The sequence below is a fragment of the Streptomyces clavuligerus genome (assembly GCF_005519465.1).
Lineage (GTDB): Bacteria > Actinomycetota > Actinomycetes > Streptomycetales > Streptomycetaceae > Streptomyces > Streptomyces clavuligerus.
The window spans coordinates 1,227,272-1,246,930 of record NZ_CP027859.1; the positions used below are offsets into that span (position 1 = coordinate 1,227,272).

Sequence of the window (19,659 nt, forward strand, 5' to 3'; positions counted from 1 at the left end):
GATGGCTATCCGGTTGTGTTAGCGTGCCTCCAGCGAAGTGGATAGCTATCCGTTTCGCTGGGAACGAAGTGGCGACGGCGACAGCGGTGGCGACGACGGAGGGCAGAGCCATGGATCGACGACGGGCAGTGGTGACAGCGGGAACCGGCGGAATCGGCCTGGAGACGGCGAAGGGGCTGGCGGCGCAGGGGTTCACCGTCACCGTGGTCGGCCGGGACGCCCAGCGGGGCGCCCGCGCGCTGGAGCGGATCGCGGCGGTCGCGACCGGCGGCGGCCCCGCGTTCCTGGCGGCCGACCTCTCCTCGCTCCGCGAGGTACGGGCCCTCGCCGCCCGGCTCGCCGCCGAGGGCCCGCTGCACATCCTCGTCAACAACGTCGGCGCGATGTTCCCCCAGCGGCAGCGGACCGTCGACGGCATCGAGGCGGGCTTCGCCGTCAACCACCTCTCGCCCTACCTGCTGACGGAACTGCTGCTCGACAGCCTCCGCGCGGGCGGGCCCAGCCGGATCGTGAACGTCAGCTCCGCCGCGATCCGGGTCGCGCGGCGCACCTTCGCCGCCGTCGAACCCCCGGGCGGCTACTACGGCTTCCACTGGTACGGCCGGGCCAAGCTCGCCAACCTCGTCTACACCCTGGACCTGGCGGAACGGCTGCGCGGCAGTGGCGTCACGGTCTTCGCGGCCGACCCCGGCGGCGCCGCGACCGACATGACCGACGGTACCCTGACCTCCCCGAAGGTGGTCTCCCCGCCGCTGAGGCTGCTGTGGCCGCTGGTCCGGCGCGCCTTCGAACGCTCCACCGCGGGCCCCGCCTCCCTGGCCGCCCGCTCCTCCGTCGCCGCCGCCACCGCGCCCGAGTTCGCGGGGCGGACCGGCCTGCTCATCGGCCCCCTGGCGGTCCCCGTCCCCGCCTTCCGGGGCAGCACCGACCCCCGCGCGGTCGCGGACGTCCTCCGGCTGAGCCGTGAGCTGGCACCCCTGCGCGCGGAGTGATCCACAGGGCTCTGTCCGGCCCGGCTCCGCACGGCTTCGGACCGATCCGCGCCCTGAGGGAGAAGCCGGGGCGCACGGGCGGCGGACGTGTGCTCCTCTGCGCCCGGAGGCGCCACCCCCAGCGCGGTACGGGGTCTCTCCCGGTGCGACCGCGCGCCCTAGCCTGGGTCCGCTCTTCCCGTCCGGCCGGTGTCCGTCGGCGCGTGGCCGCCCGGCCCGTCCGTCAGCCGTCCGTCAGCCGTTCTTCTCCAGGAGGGGTCCCATGTTCTCCTCGCGTGTCTCCGTCGCCGCCGCCGCGGCTGCCGCCCTGCTCGCCGTCGTGGGCGCCGGCACCGCCGCGACGGCGGCCCCGGCGCCGCTCGCGAGCCGTATCCACGACGGCAGCTTCGAAACCCCGAGAGCACCCGTCAACTTCTTCACCTCGTACTTCCCCGGGCAGTTCATGGGCTCGTGGTACGTGTCCGGCGGCGCCGTCGACCTGATCGGCGCGGGCACCTGGCAGGCGGCCGAGGGCGACCAGTCCATCGACCTCAACGCCCGGGGCGCCGTGAGCCAGACTTTCACGACGAACGTCGGCACCACCTACACGGTGACCTACTCGCTCGCGGGCAACCCCTACGACCTGCCCGCGCTGAAGACCGGCGAAGCCCTCATCGACGGCCAGAGGTTCCAGGAGTTCTCCTTCGACGTCACCGGCAAGACCTACGGCAACATGGGCTATGTGAGACGCCAGTTCACCTTTGTGGCCACCGGGACCACCACGACGCTCACCTTCGCCGGGACCATGAGCGCGACCGCCGCCAACGGCGCCGTCATCGACGATGTCTGCGTCGAAGCCCGGGGAACCTGGCCGAGCTGCGCCGGCGGATAAGCACACAGACCCCGTACCGCGCGAACGAGCCCGGCGGACCGTCCCCGACAGGGGCGGGCCGCCGGGCTCCCGCGCGTTCCGGGCCCCAAGGCTCGCTCCACCACCGTCCGGCGTGCGCGACGCCCCGGTGACTGCGCCGCGACGGTTGCGCCACACCCGCCCTGGCACGCTGCGACGGCGACAGCCCTCGGGCACCCCGGCTCGTCCCCGGCGCCGCTCCGGTGCCGGTACGGCGCCGACGCGGTGCCGATCGGCAAGGGGAAGTCCAGGGAGGCTCAGCCGATGACGCCGCCGAAGATCCGTCTGCCACGGCCCGAGGCCCTGGCGACGGCCACCGTCCCCAAGACCCGGCCGGGCGGGAGCGGAGCCACGCCGGACCGGGGGCGGACCGCGCCCCCGTCCAACGCGGCCGTCGCCGCCGCCCTCTCCGGCGGGCCCGGGCCCGTGGCGCACGGCCCGGGGCCCCGGGGAGCGCCCCCGGCGGGGCCGACCGGCGCAGGCAACGGCGCGGTCGCGGCGGCCCTCCAGACGCTTCCCGCGCCGGGCCCGGCCCCACAGGCCGCTCCGGCGACGGCCCCCGCCGCGCCCCGTTCGGCCGTATCGCCGGTGTCTTCCACGACAGCCCCGCCGCCCGGAGCCGGACCCGCGGCGCCGCAGCGGCCGGCACCCGCCGAACAGCCCGGCGGAGGGGAACGCTCCGGCGGCGGCGGAGGCCAGGCGGGAGGAGCCGGACGCCGCCCCGGGCCGCACGCGGACCCCAAGTTCGCCGCGCTCAAGGCCGATGTGAGCCGCAAGAAGCGGTCCGTGGCGACCTCGCACCCACCGGCCCGCACCGAGGCCGGGGCCGCGCAGGACGCCGCCCTGCCGCCCAAGGACGACGCCGTGGCCCAGGGCAAGGCCGCGAACGCCGAGAAGATGAACGCGGCGGAGCCCAAGTCCTTCGACAAGGAGGCGTTCATCCAGGCGGTCGAGAAGGCGATCGCCGCCAAGGCCCCCAAGAACCTCGACGAGGCGGACAAGTTCGCGGACTCCGGCAAGGCGGACGAGGTCCGCGCCGAGGTCAAGGGCTCCGTCGACGAGGGCAGGACCGAGTCCGCCGAGCAGATCGCCACCACCACGGCCGCCGCGCCGGACACCTCGGCCGCGCAGCAGAAGAAGGTCGTCCCCCTCACCGGCGACCGCCCCCCGGGCACCCCCGCACCCCCCGACGCGAGCAAGGCCGCGCCGGACCGGCTCCCCCCGTCGGCGACCGACATGTCCGAGGGCCCCGCCCGGGTGAACCGGGAGATGTCCGGCGCACAGGTCACCGAACGCCAGTTGAAACGGGCCAACGAACCGACGTTCACCAGGGCACTGGGCGACAAGAAGGCCGCCGAACGCCACTCCGCCACCGCCCCGCGCCAACTGCGCCGCCACGAGGCGGACGAACTGCGCACCACCACGGCCGACGCCCAGCGGAGCGGAGCCACCGCCATGGGCGCGATGGCCGCCCAGCGGGTGACCACCGGCCAGGGCGTCGGCTCCGGCAAGGGCAGGGCGAAGAGCCGGGACGAGGAGAAGCGGGCCCAGGTCACCGCGCTTCTCCAGGGCGTCTTCGACACGATGAAGAAAGACGTCGAATCCATTCTGGAGGGGCTGGAAAAACGCGTCGACGACCAGTTCACCCGGGGCGAGAAGGAGGCCAGGGACGCCTTCACCGCCGAACACCGGCGGAAGATGGAGGAGTACAAGGACCGCCGCTACTCCGGCGTCATCGGCAAGTTCCGCTGGATCAGGGACCTGTTCGTCGGACTCCCGGCGGAGGCGGACCGGATCTTCGACGACGCGCGCGCGGGCTATCTCCGCCGGATGCGCCAGGTGATCTCCGACGTCGCCACCACCATCGGCTCCGAACTCGACCGGGCCAAGCGGCGCATCGCCCAGGGCCGCACCGAACTCCAGGCCGCCGTCCGTAGGCTCCCCACCGATCTGCGGGCCATCGGCGCGGAGGCGGCCACCGAGTTCCAGGGCCGGTTCGACGACCTCGCCCAGTCCGTCGACGACAAGGCCACCCAACTCGTCGACACCCTCGCCGACAAGTACACCGAAGCCCTCAAGTCCGTCGACGCCGAGATCGCCAAGGAACGGGAGAAGAACCAGGGCCTCGTCCAGAAGGCCGTCAAGGCGATCATCTCCGTCATCGACACCATCCGGGAGCTGGGCCGACTGCTGGGAGCGGTCCTCGCCAAGGCGGCCGGCGCGGTCATGATGATCCTCCGGGACCCCATCGGCTTCCTGGGGAACCTGGTGCGGGGCGTGGGCGCGGGGCTGCGCCAGTTCCAGCAGAACATCGGCCGCCACCTCCAACAGGGCATCATGTCCTGGCTGCTGGGCCGCGCCACCGAGGCGGGGCTCCAGCTCCCCGAGAAGTTCGACGCCCGCGGCGTGTTCACCCTGCTGGCCGGGTTGCTCGGCCTGACCTGGGCGTCGATCCGGGCCAGGATCACCCGCCGGGTGCCGGAGGCGGCGGTCGCGGCGGCCGAGTCCGCCGTACCGCTGGTCGCCGCCGTCCGCAGACAGGGCATCGCCGGGCTGTGGGACGACATCCGGGCCCGCGTCGGCGATCTGCGCAAGACCCTCGTCGACAAGGTCATCGACTATGTGGTCCCCACCCTCGTGGTCGCGGGCATCGCCTGGATCCTCTCCCTCCTCAACCCCGCCTCCGCGTTCGTCCGGGCCGTCAAGCTGATCATCGATGTCATCACCTTCATCGTGACCCAGGCCCGCCAGGTCATCGCCTTCATGAACGCGGTCCTGGACGCGGTGATCGCCATCGCCAAGGGCGGAGCGGGCGGTGTCCCGGGCCTGGTGGAGCGGGCGCTCGCCGGTTCCATCCCGCTGCTGCTCGGCTTCCTCGCCGCGCTGCTGGGTATCGGCGGCATCGCCGCCCGGGTCCGGCAGATCGTCCAGGCCATGGCCCGGCCGGTCCAGATGGCCGTCGACTGGGTCGTGGACAGGATCGTCGGCCTGGTGCAACGGCTCTGGCGGAGCCTCAAGGCCAAGGGCACGTCCCTGGGCAGGGGCAAGGCAGCGGGCCAGGGACCGGGCGGGGGCTCCGGCAGGGGCAGGGGCAAGGACTCCGGAAGGGACTCCAGCAGCGGCAGGGACAAGGACAGGGGCAAGGGCAAGGACAAGGACAAGGGCAAGGACGCCGACGCTCAGCGGAAGCGCCTGACCAAGGCGATGGCGGCGGCCGTCTCGGCGGTCAACCGGTTCCGGGGCCGCGTGGTCGGCAAATTCGCGCTCAACGCCCTCTTCCCCCTGATCCGGCGGCGGTACGGGCTGACCTCGCTCACCGCCGTCGAGAAGGGCGGCTTCTGGGCGGTGCGCGGGGTGATCAACCCCGTGGCCACCGAGATGACCCAGGCCCAGGTGCTCGGTGAGATGAAGGCATATCAGAAACAGCACCAGGACAGCACCTTCACCGCCGCGGAGAAGGCGGAGCTGACCCAGTTGATGAAGGACCTGGAGGGAGGGAAGTTCACCAAGGAGGCGGCGCACAAGAAGTTCAAGGAACTGATCGAGAGGTCGCGGGCGCGCCGGGAGAAGTACGTCGCGGCGGAGATGTCGGAGGAGAAGCGGCACACGGTGCCGGAGAAGTCCGGCAAGGAGATGGACAAGATCGAGGCCGAACGGCAGCGGCTCAAGGGGCTGCGGGAGCCGGAGAACAAGGAGCGCACGCAACTCGCCAAGAAGATGGGGCACAACAACCCCGACAAGGTCGACCGCGCGGCTCTGGCCGAGCAGCGCAGGCTGGGGAACGCGAAAGACGTGGACGCGTTCGAGAAGGCGGACAAGAAGTACAAGGAGCTGGGCACGGAGCTGACCGGCGAGTCCGAGAAACTGGGTATGCACGCCGCCGAGGACTTCGCGCGCTCGAAGGGCGGAGTCGACTTCTACAAGGGGGCCCCGGGCAAAGCCGGTACGCTCGACCTCGTCAAACTGAAGCCCGGCAATCCACCGACCCTCATCATCTGCGAGGCCAAGGGGGGCAGCAGCACCCTGGGGACAAGGGCCATCGGGGGCCAGGACTATCAGCAGGGGCGACCCGAGTATCTCGAATGGATGCTGAAGAACGACAAGGACTTCCACAAGGCGGCGGAGGAGCATGGGCTGCTCCAGCGGATCAAGAACAGGGAGCTGCCGGTCGAATACTATTTGGTGACGGCCTCCGGCGGGCGGAACGTCACGGTGCGAGAGTTCAAGAAGTAGCCCGCGTTCCCGCGGCTGACAGGAGGAAGTATGCGGCGTCTCACCCCGGAACAGGGCGTCGAAGCGGCCCGGCGCCTGGACTCCCACGACTGGTCCTGGACCATCCAGGAGCTGGGCCCGGCGCTGGAGGCGTTCGGACTCGTCCCGCTCGACCCGCTGGACGGACCGTCGTTGCGTACGGACAATCCCGAACTCCCCGGCGTCCACGGCTTTGTGGTGAATCTCCAGGACGAGGGCCTGGTGCTGGAAGTGGCGGTGAACCTCACCGATGTCGACCCCGCCAAGAGCGAGGAGTCCCTGGCGTCCTTCGAGTCGGCTTTCATGGACTATCTGGTCGCTCTCACCGGGGCATTCGGGCCGCCGGACGGAGCCGAGTCCAGCAAGGTCGTGTTCTGGGACCGCGGCGATGAAGTGCTGATGCTGCGGAATCTGAACATCTGTGTCGACCTGGCACGGCTGAGCAAGAACAGCGTCAGAATCCGCGAAGGCGGCTGACCCGGCCGCGCGGCCCGGCCGGGTCAGCCCGCCCCGTCGGCTCAGATCGTCATCGACTCCTGGAGCCAGCGGCTGATCCGGTACGGAATCCACCAGGCCAGCGGCCCGACATCGAGGACGAGCTGTTCGTTCCGGAAGTCGTCGAGGACCGCGGCCGGTACCGAGTCCGCGGGCGCCCCGTACGCCAGCCGCTCGATCGTGGTCTCGTACAGCGGCTCGTCGGCGGTGAAGCGGCGCAGCTCACCCCAGCGGCGGTCCCGGATCTGGATGAATCCCGGACCCTTGCGCCATAGGCATTTGCACAGGTAGTGCCCCTGCCGCCAGGTGCGCAGGGTGTCCTCGCAGCCCTCGGGTCCGCTGAGCCGCCAGGGCGGCTGGAGGTGGTTGAGGACCGCCCACGCGTCCGGCGCCGCCGCCGGGTCGAGGCGCAGCTCCCACTCGACGAGGACGGCCCGCGCGGTCAGATCCCGTACGAGGCTCAGCCCGGCCACCGCGTCGGCGGCCCGTGCGGGGTCCATGACATCCGTGAGATCGACGGGCGCGGGCAGCCGGACCCGCCGGACGCCGAGCTGCCACAGCCGTTCGCCCTCGTCCTTCAGCGGTCCGGGGAGGGTGAGTTCCCCCAGGAACATGCCGGGCAGCTCGCAGGCGGCGGGGTCGTAGTCGCGCCACGCGAGGACGGCGGACGGACTCAGGGCGGTGCTCATGGGGCGTGCTCCTCCTGCCGGGACACGACGACGGGGGCGGGACCTGCGGGATGTACAGGGCGTGCGGGGCGTGCGAGACGCAGGGGACGCAGGGGATATGCGGGGTGCGCGGGACCGGCTCCGGGCGGCGGCGCGGTCATACGTGAACGGGTTCGGCCGGTGCCGGTGCCGGTGCCGGTGCGGGTGCCGGTACGGGTGCGGCGGGCACGGGCCCGTCCGCCGTCCTGGGCCCGTCCTGACCGGTCCTCGCCGCGTACACATGGCGCATGAAGTCCAGCCGCAGCAGATCCTCGTTCACGGCGGCAGGCGCGAGGTGGACGTACTGCCCGCCGTCGGTGAAGACGATCCCCAGCTCCACCCAGGAGTCGAGGAGCCGCTGCACACCGGCCTCGTCCCGGGCGGCCCCCGGCGCCTTGCGCCCGGCCTTGCGGGTGAGGGCGGCGACCGCGTGCGGCTGGTCGAGGAGGCGGAAGACGGCCAGTTCGAAGGGGTCGGCCAGCTCCGCCGTCTGCCAGTCGAACGCCCGCCGCCGGGACACCAGGACAATCCGTTCCCCCAGGTCGGTATGGGTCAGCCGGGCGTCGGTGTGATGCTTCTTCCAGGCGGTCAGCGCGTTGTTCAGCTCGGTCACCGTCGGCTCGGTGATCCCCCGTTCCGGCGCCTCGAAGACATACGCGAGGTCGTACAGCTCCTCTTCCGGCAGATCGTAGGTGAAGCGGTAGTGCTCCTCGGGCCGCAGCCCGGTGAAGCCCAGCTCGGGACGTTCGAAGTAGGGGCTGAAACGTTCGATCGCGATCCGGGCCGACATGTCGACCGGCGGATCGAGGTGCTCCAGCGCCGGTATCTGGGCGATCACCGGCTCGTAGTCCCGGGCGGTCTCACCGGGGAAGCCATGCAGATAGTTCCAGGCCACGGAGAGTCCGGTCTCCGCCCCGTCGCGCAGCATCCGTACGTTCTGGCAGCCGCTGACGCCCTTGTCCATCAGATCCAGGACCCGGTGGTTGAGCGATTCGATCCCCGGCTGGACGTAGATCATCCCCGCCTCGGCGAGCGTACGGAGCTGGGGGCGGCGCATATTGGCCTTGATCTCGATATGCAGCCGCAGATCGTACTCGCTCTCGATGATCCGGGGCAGGACGGTCGACAGATAGCCCATGTCGAGGATGTTGTCGACGACATACATGTCCAGGACCCGGTGGCGCCGGGCCAGATCCATGATCTCGTCGTAGAACGTGTCCGGGCTCTTCGAACGGAACTGCATGAACGAGCCGTTGAGCCCGCAGAACGTGCAGTGGTGCTTCTCGCCCCACCAGCAGCCCCGGGCGCCCTCGACGACCAGTTTGGGCTCGACCCAGTTACGGGCCACGGAGACCGCCAGCCGCTCGAAATACCCGCTGTAGTCCGGCGGCAGGATCGTGGCGGGCGGCAGCGGACGGGTCGCCATGGGGTTGGCGACGCTCTGCCCGTCCGGGCCCCGGTGGCACAGCCCGGGCACCTCGGCGAGATCGGAACCGTCGGTGGTGAGCGCGGTCAGGAGCTGTGGGAAGGCCGCCTCCCCCTCGCCCCGGACGACATGGTCGACAAAGGGGAAGTTGCGGTGCACGGCGGCACCCTGCTCCCCGTCGCAGTTGGCCCCGCCCATGACGGTGACGATGTCCGGCGCGAGCTGTTTGACCCGCCGGGCGGCGGCGAGCGCCGCGGCGTTCTGCTGGAAGGTGGAGGTGAATCCGACGACGTCGGGCCCGTACGCGACGATCTTCCGCGCGATCTCGTCGACGAACTCCGGCACCGTCTTGTGCAGCGCGAGCGTCATCTCCAGCCGGGACTTCTTGAGTTTCCCGCGCATCGCCTCGGTGAATTCCTTCTCGCGCCACTGCGGATCGTCGTACAGCGCGGAGGAGAACACCCAGTCGCCGCAGCCCATGAAGTACGAGGACAGGGCGTAGTACTCGTAGTCCTCCCCGGTGAACTCCCGCCGCGCGGTGATCCAGTCGGTGAATTCGAGATTGGCGTGCAGGACTTCGGCCGTGGCGCCGGGCACACGCTCGTCCACGCTCCGTTTGAGGATTCCCAGGGCGAGGGACGGAAGGTCGATGGGCGACCAGGGCATATTGACCAGCAGAACACGCATGTCGGCTCCTCGGGAATGGGGGACCGGGCCGGTCCGGCGGTGCACCACAGGACCGGCCCGGTCAGGGACTCAGTCCTCGTCCGCGTCCTCGGCGTTCCGGAACGGAACGGTGATGGTGATGCCGACGCTCGGCTTGCGGTTCTCCTCGTCACCCGCGAGCGGGTCGTTGTGAATGACGTCCTTCTGCATGAGACCTTCTCCTCTCCATGGATGGTTCGGTGGTGCGGTGCTCCCCGCTCCGGGCGGAACGGGGCGTCTGAGGGGCCGGGCGGGCCGGGGCGGGCGGCTTTCGGCCGGCGCGGCGCAGCTCCCGGTCGAGGAAGACCACGGCCCGGCGCAACACGGTGACGTGGTCGCCGCCGTCGTAGCCGTCGTGGCCGGAGTCGAGCCACAGGGATTCGTGCCGGACCCCGGCGGCGCGCAGCGCGTCGAGATAGCCGCGGACCTGGCCGGGCGGGCACTTGGCGTCATGGGTGGCGGCGGCCACCAGCAGCGGGGCGCGGACGGCGGCGGCGTAGTGGATCGGCGAGTTGCGCGCGTACCGCTCGGGCATCGCGTCGGGGGTGCCGCCGAAGAGCCGTTCGTCCAGGGCGCGCAGCGCGGGGGTGGTGGTGCGGTGGGCCGCCGCGCAGTCGGCGACCGGTTTGACCGCGACCCCCGCCTGCCACAGCCCGGGGCAGGTGCCGAGGGCGAGCAGCACGAGATAGCCGCCCCAGGAGGTGCCCCAGAGCCCCACGGCGTCGGCGCGGATCAGACCGCGGGCGGCCAGGTCGGCCCGGACCGACGCCAGGTCGTCGACCTGGGCGAGGCCGACGTCCCTGCCGAAGGCGCGCCGCCAGCGCGGCCCGTATCCGGTGGAGCCCCGGTAGTTGACGCGGGCGACGGCGAAACCGGAGGCGACCAGGGAGTGGACGATGCCGTCGTAGGCGTCGCGGTCGTGGTCGGCGGGGCCGCCGTGCACCAGGAACACCGCCGGGACGGGGCCGCGCGGTGCGTCGGGCAGGCTGAGCAGGGTGTGCACGGGGCCCTCCGGGCCGGGTGTCCAGATGTCCCGGTGGGTGCCGGGGACGCGTCCGGTGACGGTGGGCAGTCCGGGCAGCGCGGTCTGCCCGGTGGAGCACAGCCGGGGCGGATGGCCGGTCGCCGTCCAGAGGTAGTGGAGATCGCCCCCGGGCCTGGTCGCGGCGTCGAGGAGGGTGCCCGGCGGGGTGGGGACGGGGGTGAGCGTCCGCGCGTCGAGGTCGGCGCGGTGCAGCGTGGAGCGGCCGTGCCGGTCCTGGCGTACGAGGACACCGCGGCCGGGTGCGCCGCCGCTCCCGCCGCCGTCCCAGCGGGCGGTGATCTCGGTGTCGAAGGAGCACCAGTCGTGGGTGGTCAGCTCCCCGGTGGTCGGTTCTCCGGCGGTCGGTTCTCCGGTGGTGGGCTTCCCGGTGGTCGGCTCCCCGGAACCGGCGGGTCCGGCGGTGGGCCGCCAGGTCGCCAGGGTGTAGCGGTCGTCGCACTCGCGGATGAGGAGCAGCTCCTCGCGCTCCGGCGCGGGGGAGAAGCCCAGCGCCCACAGCCGTCCGGTGGCGCCGCCGGACAGCACGGCCCGTACGGCGCCCTCGGCGGTGAGGACGGTGACGGCGTCGGTCCGGGCGAGGGCGAGCAGCCCGCCGCCGGGCGTGATGCCGGTGAGCGTGGCATGGCCGTCGACCCGGGCCACCGTGCGGGCGGTGCCGCCGCGCGGGCCGACATGGACGGTGGTGGCACGGCCGTCGCCGAGTCCGACGGCGACGGTCGCGCGGTCGCTCATCGCCAGGCCGCGCGGGAACCCGGAAGGCACGTCCAGCAGTCCGGGCAGGTCGGGGCCCCCGGCGAAGGGCTGGAAGCGCCAGCGCCCCGAGCCCCGCGCGTCCTCGTCGAACCACCACACGTACGCGTCCCGGTCGATGGCGCCGTGCAGGGTGCCCCGGGGGCGGCGCGTGACCTGCCGGGCGGTGCGGGTGGCGGCGTCCCAGGTGAAGACCTCGCACCGGCCCTCGGCGTCGGCGGTGAAGACCATCTTCGCCGGGTCGGCGGCGCACACCTCCGGAAGGGCCGCGCGATAGACCTGATAGCTCATCCGGCGGCCCCCGCCGTCAGACAGCCGCGCACGGTGCGGCGGGAGGTGTGGAGCGCGAGCAGGGCCAGCGTCACCCCGCAGCCGACCGCGGGCGCGGCGGTGGAGACCCGGTCGGCGAGGAGCCCGGCGAGGACGGGGGCGAGGGCGGCGCCGCCCGTCGTCGCCGTGGCCAGCACCGCACCCGTACGGGCTTGCACCGCGGGGGCCGTCACCTGGACGGCCCGGGTCTGGAGCACCACGGCGGCGAGCGGCATCAGCAGACACACCAGGCTGAACAGCAGCCCGTACGCCCAGGCCCCGGTGACGGTGGCGAGCGCGGCGGCGAGCGGGACGAGCAGCCAGGTCACCCCGGTCACGACCCGGGGGGCGCCGAACCGCCGCGCCACCCGCGGCGCCGCGAGCGCCCCCACCAGACCGGCGGCACCCGAGCAGGCCAGCACCAGGCCGAGGACGGCACCGCCGTGCCCGCCGCGCTGGAGGGTGAAGACGGCGCTGTAGTAGAGCGCCACGACGACGACGTTGACGGCGGTGCACCATACGAGGACGAGTCGCAGCAGCGGGGACCGGCGCACCAGCCGCAGCCCGGCGGCGCTCTCCCGCAGCAGCCCCTCGTCCCTCGGCCGCCTGCTCCGCCGCTCGCGGCTCTGCCGCTGCTCGCCGGTGCGGCGCTTCTTGTCCGTCCGCCGCTCCTCGCAGGTCCGGTGCCTCTCGCCGGTCGGCTGCTCCTCGCCGGTCGGCTGCTCGGCCGGTGCGGCGAGATCCGCGCGCAGGGCGCGCAGACACAGGGCCGTGACGACGTAGGAGAGGGCGTCGGCGAGGAACGGCAGGGCGCGGCCCGCCTGGTAGAGCAGACCGCCGAGCGCCGGGCCGACGATCAGGGCGCCCTGGTCGGCGGCGGTGAGCCGGGCGATCGCCCGGGGCTGCTCGGGTGCCGGGCACACCAGCGCGACCGTTCCGCGCTGCGCCGCCTCGAAGCAGGAGGTCGCGACCCGTTCGACGAGGACCGCCGCGAGGATCAGCCCCAGCGGCGGGCCGCCGGTGACCAGGGCCAGGCTCACCCCGCCCATGGCGAGCGCGGAGACGGTGGCGGACCAGAACATCACGCGTTTGCGCGCCCCGCGGTCGGCGGGGACGGCGACGACGGGTCCGAGGACGAGTCCGACGGCGGTCGAGACCCCGGCGATCAGGCCGACGACCTGGGGCGAGGTGCCCAGCCCCAGCAGAAGCAGCGGAAGGACGGCGCCCGACGCCTGACTGCCGACGCCGTCGGCCGCGTTGGCCCACCACAGCAACCGGAAGTCATGCCGGAAGTCGTCGGTTCCGGTATCGGTTCCCGTATCGGGTTCCGTGGTGGGTTCCGTGTCGGGTCCCGCCCGGTCGCGGAACGGTCGTGCGGGTGACTCTGACCGTTCCACGGGAACACCTCGTCGATTTGGAGAAACCGTGCAGAAAGTGTGGTGGGGACGAAACGAGCGGGAGCCTAATGTGGCTTGAAGTGACGTCACAAGGGTGCGTCACGAATGGCTGGATTCCTCTGCCAGGAGGGCGCGTTGGAGTCGGGCGGTCGATGCGGGGGAATCGGTGGCGATCCTTCCGCTGTCCGGAGCGAGTGAAGGACCGTTTCTCCAGGGAGGCGTCGGTGACGGGCGCCGTCGGCCCCGGCGGGGGCACCCGGGGGAGGGGCCGGGCGAGCGGCGGCCCACCGGGGTGCGGGGCGGTGCTCCGACGGTTCTTTCGGCCGAGAACGTTCGCCGCGGAGATGACCGGAGACCGCCTCCGGTGCCGATACGGAAGGTGCCGGTGGTGTCGGGCCGACGTGGACGGTGTCCGCCCGGACGGGGGCGGTACGGAGGGTGTCCACCCGGATGGGGAGCGGTACGGACGGGAGCGATAGGGACGGTGGCGGTGGGAACGGTGGTGGTGAGGGTACGGACGGGAGAGGTACGGACGGGAGCGGTACGACGGGGCGAAGGCGGCCCGGCCCTGACGGTCGCCGTGGCGACGGCGCTGGTCAGGGCCCGTTGTCAGTGCCCCTGCCTAGAGTCCTTGTCCAGGAGAAGACCTCAGGCATCAGGGACATCCGAGGGGAGTTCTGCCATGGGCGGTACCAAGAGCGGCGGGAACGGCACGGGCAAGGGTTTCACGGCCGAGGAGCGGGCCGCGATGAAGGAACGCGCCGGCGAGCTGAGGGCGGCGGCGCGGCGCGCCTCGCGGGAGGAGAAGGAGGCGGAGGCGGCACGGGAGGTGCTCGCGAAGATCGCCGACATGCCGGAGCCGGACCGGAGCAGGGCCGAGCGCGTCCATGCCGTCGTCACGGCGAGCGCTCCGCAGCTCGCGCCGAGACTCTGGTACGGGATGCCCGCCTACGCGCTGAACGGCAAGGTCCTCTGCTTCTACCAGGGCGCGGAGAAGTTCTCCACGCGCTACGCGACCCTCGGCTTCAGCGACGAGGCGAAGCTGGACGACGGCCCGACGTGGGCGGTGGCCTTCGCGCTGACCGAGGTGAACGCCGAGGTGGAGGCGCGGATCGCCGCACTGGTGGAGCGGGCGGTGGCCCGGTGACCACCCCGTCCGGGTGGCTGCCGGTGTTCCGGCGGCGGTCCCGGCCGCCGCCGGAGGGCGGCCCTGCCGCCAGGGCCGCCCCGGGGGAGCGCGGGGCGGTGCCGGGACTCCCGGGCTCAGGGGGCCGTGGCATCCGGGGCCGGGGCGCCGGGCGGTGCCGTTTTCAGGGTCACGGCGGCGGTGGCTGTGGTGTTGGTGGCGTCATCCGGAACGGTCCAGGACGCATGGCCGTTGACCTGCTCCGCCGTCGCCTGGGCCAGGCTCTTGTACGCCTCGGAGATCTTCTCGGCCTGTCCGGCGGGCAGCGCCCCGCCGTGCTCCGCCGCACGCGCGATGATCGCCTCGGGGCCCAGCTCCCGGTTGGCCAGGACCACCGCGTTCACCGTCGGCCTCCGCAGCTCGTCGTAGCGGCGCAGCGCGGCCACGGGGTCGCTCTCCCCGGCAAGACACCAGGCCAGCACCCGGGCGTCGACGACCGACTGCGAACCGCCGTTCATGCCCATGGGGAACATCGGATGCGCCGCGTCCCCGAGCAGGGTGACCCGCCCGAAGCTCCAGCGGGGCAGGGGGTCGCGGTCGAGCATGGGGTACTCGAAGATCGCGGAGGAGCGCTCGGCCAGTGTCGCCAGGTCGATCCACGGCAGGCTCCACCCGGCGAGACCGGCGTGGGCCTCCGCCGCCGGGACCGGCCGGTTCGAACGGTCCAGGGGCGTGTCCGACCGTGGATGCCGCACCTCCAGCACCCAGTTCAGCAGGGCGTCACCGCCCTCGGCCACCGGGTCCTCGATCGGGTAGGCGACGAACTTCGCCCCGGGGGTGCCGCCCGCGACCACGATCGAACGGCCGTCGAGTATCCGCGGACCCCGCGCGACCCCGCGCCACATATGGACGCCGTTCCAGCGGGAAGGACCCTCGTCCGGGTGGAGCCGGGACCGGACCACGGAGTGGATGCCGTCGGCGCCGACCAGCACATCGGTGTCCTCGGCGACGGGCGCGCCGCTCGCCCGGTCCAGGAAGTGGGCCCGGACACCGTCCTGCGTCTGCTCGAACCGCTGGAACAGCAGACCGGTGCGGACGGCGTCCGGCCCCAGGCGCTCCCGCACCGCCGCCAGCAGCATCAGATGCAGCGTGCCCCGGTGCACGGAGTACTGCGGCCAGCGATAGCCCGCCGCGCGCCCGAGCGGTTCCTCCCACACCGGCCCGCCCGCCCGGTCGTAGTAGCACAGCCGCCGCGGGGGCAGCGCGATGGTGTCCAGCTCATCGGCCAGCCCCAGTTCGGCCAGCTCCCGCACCGCGTGCGGCAGCAGATTGATCCCCACCCCGACCGCTTCGATGCTCCGTGCCGCCTCGCGCACCCGTGGCTCGAAACCGGCGGAGTGCAGGCTCAATGCACAGGTCAGCCCGGCTATGCCCCCACCCACGACTGTGACTCTCATCGATCAGTTCCTGTCTCTCGCCCGCTGTGCGCCGGGCCCGCTCCGACGGCGTGCCCTCCCATACCCGGCAGGGCAGCCGATACGGGGCGTCCGGCGGCCCGCTGCCCCGACGCCGCCCGGCGCGACGACGAAGGTATCGGACGGCACCCCGTCGTCCGCCGTCGATATTCGGTCGCTCGTGTGTGCGCCACCGGTCCGGGACGACAGGTTCCGCTAATGTGCCCCCGCCACCGGCCGGGCTGCTGTGCCGGTGCGCCGAACAGCCGAAACACCGAAACACCGGAACAAGGGGCACATCATGACGTTCACACCCTGGGAAGGCCGGTCCGTCGTCGTGACCGGCGGGACCCGTGGCATCGGACGCGGCATCGCCGAGTTGTTCGCCCGCCAGGGCGCGGCCGTGCTGCTCACCGGCCGGGACGGGGAGACCGCGCGCGGGGTCGCGGGCGATCTCGCGCGCGCGACCGGCGGCACGGTCGCGGGGATGGGCGTGGACCTCCGGGAGCCCGAGGCGATCGAGGAGATGGCGGCCGAGGCCGTACGCCTCCACGGAGGCATCGATGTCCTGTGCGCCAACGCCGGTGTGTTCACGGGCAAGCCGCTGCGGGAGATGACCGCCGCCGACGTGGACGAGATGCTGGACGTCAACCTCCGGGGCAGTATCCTCGCCGCCCGCGCCTGCCTGCCCGCGATGGAGCGCGCCGGGCGCGGCCGGATCGTCCTCACCTCCTCGATCACGGGGCCCCGCACCGGGTTCGCGGGCTGGTCCCACTATGGAGCGAGCAAGGCGGGCCAGTTGGGCTTCGTCCGCAGCGCCGCCCTGGAGACGGCGCCGTACGGCATCACCGTCAACGCCGTCCTGCCCGGCAATGTACGGACCGAGGGCCTGGTCGAACTGGGGGAGGAGTACATGCGGGGCATGACAGCGTCGATCCCGCTCGGGCGGCTGGGCGAGACCTCCGACATCGCGCACGCGGTGCTCTTCCTCGCCTCCGACGAGGCCGCTTTCATCACCGGCCAGACCCTTGTCGTCGACGGGGGCCAGACCCTGCCGGAGTCCCTGGAGGCCCTTGCCCTGCCCCGGTCCTGACCTCGGATCAGGAGCGGGCGGAGGGTGACGCGTTCTCGGTCGCTTCCGTCGCTGTGGTCTCCGTCCCGGCGGCCCGGGCCTGATCGTCCCCGCGGTCGCGGTCGCCGCTCCCGTTGCGGGAACGCGAGACCGCGACCCCGGCCAGACAGAGCACGCCGCCGAGCAGCGTGAGCGGGCCCGGGACCTCGTCCAGGACCGCCCAGGACATCAGGACCACCAGCGCGGGGACGGCGTAGGTGGTCGCGCCCATCCGGCCCGCGGTCGTCCGGGCGAGGGCGTACGCCCAGGTCGTGTATGCGAGGGCGGTGGGGAACACCCCCAGGTAGACCATGTTGAGGGTGGCGGACAGCGGCGCCTGCCCCGCCTCGGCGACCAACTGCCCGGTGAACGGGAGGCAGAGCACCGCCCCGGTCAGACAGCCGAAGGCGGTCACCTGGAGCGCGCTGGCGTGCTTCAGCGCGGGTTTCTGCGCGACCGCGCCGCCCGCGTACCCCACCGCGGCGATCAGACAGAGGAACACCCCCAGCACGGAGGCGCTTCCGTCACCGGACATGGACAGCCCCACGGTGACGGCCCCCACGAAGGAGACGACCATTCCGGCGATGAGTCTGGGCGGCAGCGCCTCGCCCAGCAGCCGCGCACCGAGCAGGGCGATCAGGAGCGGCCCGATGTTCACGATCATCGCGGCGGTGCCCGCGTCGACCTCCTGCTCACCCCAGTTGAGCACCACCATGTAGACGCCGAACCAGAGCAGTCCGGAGACCCCGATCCCGGGCCAGGCGGCGCGCGGCGGCAGGCCCTCGCGCCGTATCAGCAGTACGCAGCCGAGGGCGAGCGCCCCGGCGAGGAGTCGGCCGAGGGCGAGCGCGCCGGGTGAGTACGACTCCCCGGCGCTGCGGATCGAGACGAAGGCGGAGGCCCAGAGAACGACGGTGACGCCCGCGGCGGCCAGGGCCGTCCAGCGTGCTCGATCGGCGGATATACGCAAGTGTGCCATGGTCATGACCGTATGCGCCGTACATTTCGGCGCCTGCCGCAGGGGTGTGGGACGCCCTGCGCGGTTGCGCTGCTGGTACGGCGGTCATGGGGCGGTGATGCCGAGGCCCAGCGGGCTCCGCCGGGGCGCATCCCCTGTGACGGCCCCGCCCAACACCGGCTCACCCGGCACGGGCGGCACAGGACCGTCCGGCCGTCGGCTCCTCGCCCCGGGACGGATATCGGCCTCTCCTACAGGTATGAGCCATTCCGTATATGACGGACAGACGGATATCTGGTGGAGGGGTTCCCCCGCGCTTAGCATGCCGTCCGTCCGTGTCCCCCGCGCCGCACCGCTGGTCCCGCGGTCCCTGCCGGAAGACGGCCCGGGGCCGGGCCGATACGGGCCCAGAGTGCCCGACATACACCGACACTCGCTGATATGCACTGATACATACCGACACGCACCGGTAGGTGTCCGGCTCTCCCCTGGAGCCGGAGAACCACGGGAGAGGGAGGGCGACGATGCAACATCCCCGAACGGCCTCGGTGGCGACGGCGCCGGGGGCCCTGCCGCTACTGGGCCATCTGCCGCGTTTCGTCCGGGCGCCGCTGGCGTTCGTCCGGACGCTGCCCGCCCACGGCGAACTGGTCGAGATCCGGCTCGGCACCCGGCGCATGGTGGTGGTCTGCGACCTGGAGCTGACCCGGACACTGCTGCGGCACGACCGGGTCTTCGACAAGGGCGGGCCGCTCTACCGGCGGCTGGAGGAGGTCGGCGGCGTCGGCCTCGCCACCTGCCCCGCGAGCGAGCACCGACGGCAGCGGCGGCTCGTTCAACCCGCCTTTCACCAGCGGTGCTTCCCCGGCTATGCGCAGATCATGACCGACCGGACGGACGCCGCGCTCACCTGCTGGCAGGAGGGCGGGACCGTCGACCTCACCCGGGAGACCCGGCGCATCACGGCCGATGTGCTGGTCGCGACCGTCTTCGGCGCCGATCTCGACCCGGCGGTCCACGCCCTCCTCGCGGCGGACCTCCATGAACTGCTGGCGGGCGTCTTCCGGCGCAGCCTGCTGCCGGAGCCGCTGTGCCGGCTCCCCACCCCCGGCAACCGGCGCCACGCACGGGCCTCGGCCCGGGCCCGGCGGCTGATGGGCGAACTGATCGCCGGACACCGCGCGGCGGGAGCCGCCTCCCACCGCACACCGGACGGACCCGCGGACCCCCGGTCAGGGCTGCTGTCACTGCTGCTGGCCGCGCGGGACCCGGAAGGCGGCCCCGCGTTCAGCGACGAGGAACTCATCGACCACGCCGTCACCCTCTATGTCTCGGGCACCGAGACAACGGCGGGGGCGGTGTGCTGGGCCCTCCACTTCAGCGCGCTGCACCCGCCGGTCCACCGGCGGCTGACGGAGGAGATCGCCACCGTACTCGGGGGCCGCACCGCCACCTGGGCGGATCTGCCCCGGCTCCGCTACACCCGGCAGACCCTGACCGAAGCGCTCCGGCTCTGCCCGCCCGGCTGGCTCCTCACCCGCCGGACCGAGGAGGACACGACCCTCGGCCCGTACGCCCTGCCCCGGGGCACCGTCCTCGCCTACAGCCCCTATCTGCTCCACCATCTGCCCGAGGAACACCCCGACCCGGACACCTTCGACCCAAACCGCTGGCAGCCGGGCCCGGACGGCTCCCCGCCGCCACCGCTCTTCCTGGCCTTCGGCGCCGGACCCCGCCGCTGCATCGGCGACGAGTTCGCCTACCTCCAAGGCACCCTGCTCCTCGCGAGCCTGCTCTCCCACTGGGACCTCCACCCCCACCCCAGCACCCGCCCCCTGCCCCGCCTCCCCCAACTCACCCTGAACCCGGGCCCACTCCCCACCCACCTGACCCGCCCGAAACACCACCACCCGAGCCCTGCCCGCCCCCGCCCCTGACCGTCCGCTGCTCCGCCCTGCCCGAACGGGAGCGGTGCCTCCAGACCGCAACCTCTTGACAACGCTCTGCAACCACCCTTTAACTCTGCGGAGGCTGTGTGAAAGCA

At 72.5% G+C, this 19,659-nt stretch carries 13 protein-coding genes; 7 read left to right on the forward strand and 6 right to left on the reverse strand.

The features are described 5' to 3' along the window. The first annotated feature begins 110 nt into the window (after nt 1-110). The 4 genes from CRV15_RS33550 (at nt 111) to CRV15_RS33565 (ending at nt 6,609) form a co-directional block, all read left to right on the forward strand. Entirely contained in the window at nt 111-992 is an 882-nt protein-coding gene (locus CRV15_RS33550; protein WP_003963481.1) for an SDR family NAD(P)-dependent oxidoreductase, read from the forward strand. A 262-nt stretch (nt 993-1,254) separates the two neighbouring features. After that, nucleotides 1,255-1,863 (forward strand): choice-of-anchor C family protein, encoded by a 609-nt coding sequence (locus CRV15_RS33555; protein WP_003963482.1) that lies wholly within the window; start codon nt 1,255-1,257, stop codon nt 1,861-1,863. A gap of 282 nt (nt 1,864-2,145) precedes the next feature. Then, nucleotides 2,146-6,114: a hypothetical protein gene (locus tag CRV15_RS36410; protein ID WP_009999482.1), complete on the forward strand. Its 3,969-nt coding sequence runs from the start codon at nt 2,146-2,148 to the stop codon at nt 6,112-6,114. 30 nt (nt 6,115-6,144) lie between these two features. Further along, the gene (locus tag CRV15_RS33565) at nt 6,145-6,609 is read left to right on the forward strand and encodes a DUF6301 family protein (RefSeq protein ID WP_003958121.1); all 465 of its coding nucleotides are present in this window, start codon (nt 6,145-6,147) and stop codon (nt 6,607-6,609) included. 41 nt (nt 6,610-6,650) lie between these two features. On the opposite strand, the gene CRV15_RS33570 is transcribed toward CRV15_RS33565, so the two are convergent. From CRV15_RS33570 to CRV15_RS33585, 4 genes are all read right to left on the reverse strand, one after another. Next, the gene (locus CRV15_RS33570; RefSeq protein WP_003958122.1) at nt 6,651-7,316 is read right to left on the reverse strand and encodes a DUF5825 family protein; all 666 of its coding nucleotides are present in this window, start codon (nt 7,314-7,316) and stop codon (nt 6,651-6,653) included. A gap of 136 nt (nt 7,317-7,452) precedes the next feature. After that, nucleotides 7,453-9,447: a RiPP maturation radical SAM C-methyltransferase gene (locus tag CRV15_RS33575; protein ID WP_003958123.1), complete on the reverse strand. Its 1,995-nt coding sequence runs from the start codon at nt 9,445-9,447 to the stop codon at nt 7,453-7,455. Nucleotides 9,448-9,595: 148 nt separating this feature from the next. After that, on the reverse strand, nt 9,596-11,551 hold the full coding sequence (locus CRV15_RS33580) for a S9 family peptidase (RefSeq protein ID WP_003958125.1): 1,956 nt from the start codon (nt 11,549-11,551) through the stop codon (nt 9,596-9,598). After that, the gene (locus CRV15_RS33585; RefSeq protein WP_009999484.1) at nt 11,548-12,966 is read right to left on the reverse strand and encodes an MFS transporter; all 1,419 of its coding nucleotides are present in this window, start codon (nt 12,964-12,966) and stop codon (nt 11,548-11,550) included. Before CRV15_RS33585 ends, CRV15_RS33580 begins: the two co-directional genes overlap by 4 nt. A gap of 682 nt (nt 12,967-13,648) precedes the next feature. On the opposite strand from CRV15_RS33585, the gene CRV15_RS33590 reads away from it, so the two are divergent. After that, complete coding sequence (locus CRV15_RS33590; RefSeq protein ID WP_003958127.1) at nt 13,649-14,113, forward strand: iron chaperone; 465 nt, start codon at nt 13,649-13,651, stop codon at nt 14,111-14,113. 116 nt (nt 14,114-14,229) lie between these two features. Here the strand turns inward: CRV15_RS33590 and CRV15_RS33595 are convergent, their stop codons facing one another. Beyond that, entirely contained in the window at nt 14,230-15,549 is a 1,320-nt protein-coding gene (locus CRV15_RS33595; RefSeq protein ID WP_003963484.1) for a flavin-dependent oxidoreductase, read from the reverse strand. 298 nt (nt 15,550-15,847) lie between these two features. Between CRV15_RS33595 and fabG the strand changes: the two genes are divergently transcribed. Then, nucleotides 15,848-16,639 (forward strand): 3-oxoacyl-ACP reductase FabG, encoded by a 792-nt coding sequence (gene fabG / locus CRV15_RS33600; protein ID WP_003963485.1) that lies wholly within the window; start codon nt 15,848-15,850, stop codon nt 16,637-16,639. Nucleotides 16,640-16,646: 7 nt separating this feature from the next. Here fabG and CRV15_RS33605 read toward each other — a convergent pair whose 3' ends face one another. After that, nucleotides 16,647-17,642, reverse strand: a complete 996-nt coding sequence (locus tag CRV15_RS33605) for a DMT family transporter (protein WP_003963486.1) — start codon at nt 17,640-17,642, stop codon at nt 16,647-16,649. Nucleotides 17,643-18,139: 497 nt separating this feature from the next. On the opposite strand from CRV15_RS33605, the gene CRV15_RS33610 reads away from it, so the two are divergent. Further along, nucleotides 18,140-19,552: a cytochrome P450 gene (locus CRV15_RS33610; RefSeq protein ID WP_003963487.1), complete on the forward strand. Its 1,413-nt coding sequence runs from the start codon at nt 18,140-18,142 to the stop codon at nt 19,550-19,552. Nucleotides 19,553-19,659 lie beyond the last annotated feature (107 nt).

Excerpts from the sequence above, each read along its gene's own strand:
- CRV15_RS33605 (WP_003963486.1), bottom strand. The coding sequence starts at position 17,642 with ATGACCATGGCACACTTGCGTATATCCGCCGATCGAGCACGCTGGACG.
- CRV15_RS33565 (WP_003958121.1), top strand. The coding sequence starts at position 6,145 with ATGCGGCGTCTCACCCCGGAACAGGGCGTCGAAGCGGCCCGGCGCCTG.
- CRV15_RS33590 (WP_003958127.1), top strand. The coding sequence starts at position 13,649 with ATGGGCGGTACCAAGAGCGGCGGGAACGGCACGGGCAAGGGTTTCACG.
- CRV15_RS33580 (WP_003958125.1), bottom strand. The coding sequence starts at position 11,551 with ATGAGCTATCAGGTCTATCGCGCGGCCCTTCCGGAGGTGTGCGCCGCC.
- CRV15_RS36410 (WP_009999482.1), top strand. The coding sequence starts at position 2,146 with ATGACGCCGCCGAAGATCCGTCTGCCACGGCCCGAGGCCCTGGCGACG.
- fabG (WP_003963485.1), top strand. The coding sequence starts at position 15,848 with ATGACGTTCACACCCTGGGAAGGCCGGTCCGTCGTCGTGACCGGCGGG.
- CRV15_RS33555 (WP_003963482.1), top strand. The coding sequence starts at position 1,255 with ATGTTCTCCTCGCGTGTCTCCGTCGCCGCCGCCGCGGCTGCCGCCCTG.
- CRV15_RS33570 (WP_003958122.1), bottom strand. The coding sequence starts at position 7,316 with ATGAGCACCGCCCTGAGTCCGTCCGCCGTCCTCGCGTGGCGCGACTAC.
- CRV15_RS33550 (WP_003963481.1), top strand. The coding sequence starts at position 111 with ATGGATCGACGACGGGCAGTGGTGACAGCGGGAACCGGCGGAATCGGC.
- CRV15_RS33595 (WP_003963484.1), bottom strand. The coding sequence starts at position 15,549 with ATGAGAGTCACAGTCGTGGGTGGGGGCATAGCCGGGCTGACCTGTGCA.
- CRV15_RS33575 (WP_003958123.1), bottom strand. The coding sequence starts at position 9,447 with ATGCGTGTTCTGCTGGTCAATATGCCCTGGTCGCCCATCGACCTTCCG.
- CRV15_RS33610 (WP_003963487.1), top strand. The coding sequence starts at position 18,140 with ATGCAACATCCCCGAACGGCCTCGGTGGCGACGGCGCCGGGGGCCCTG.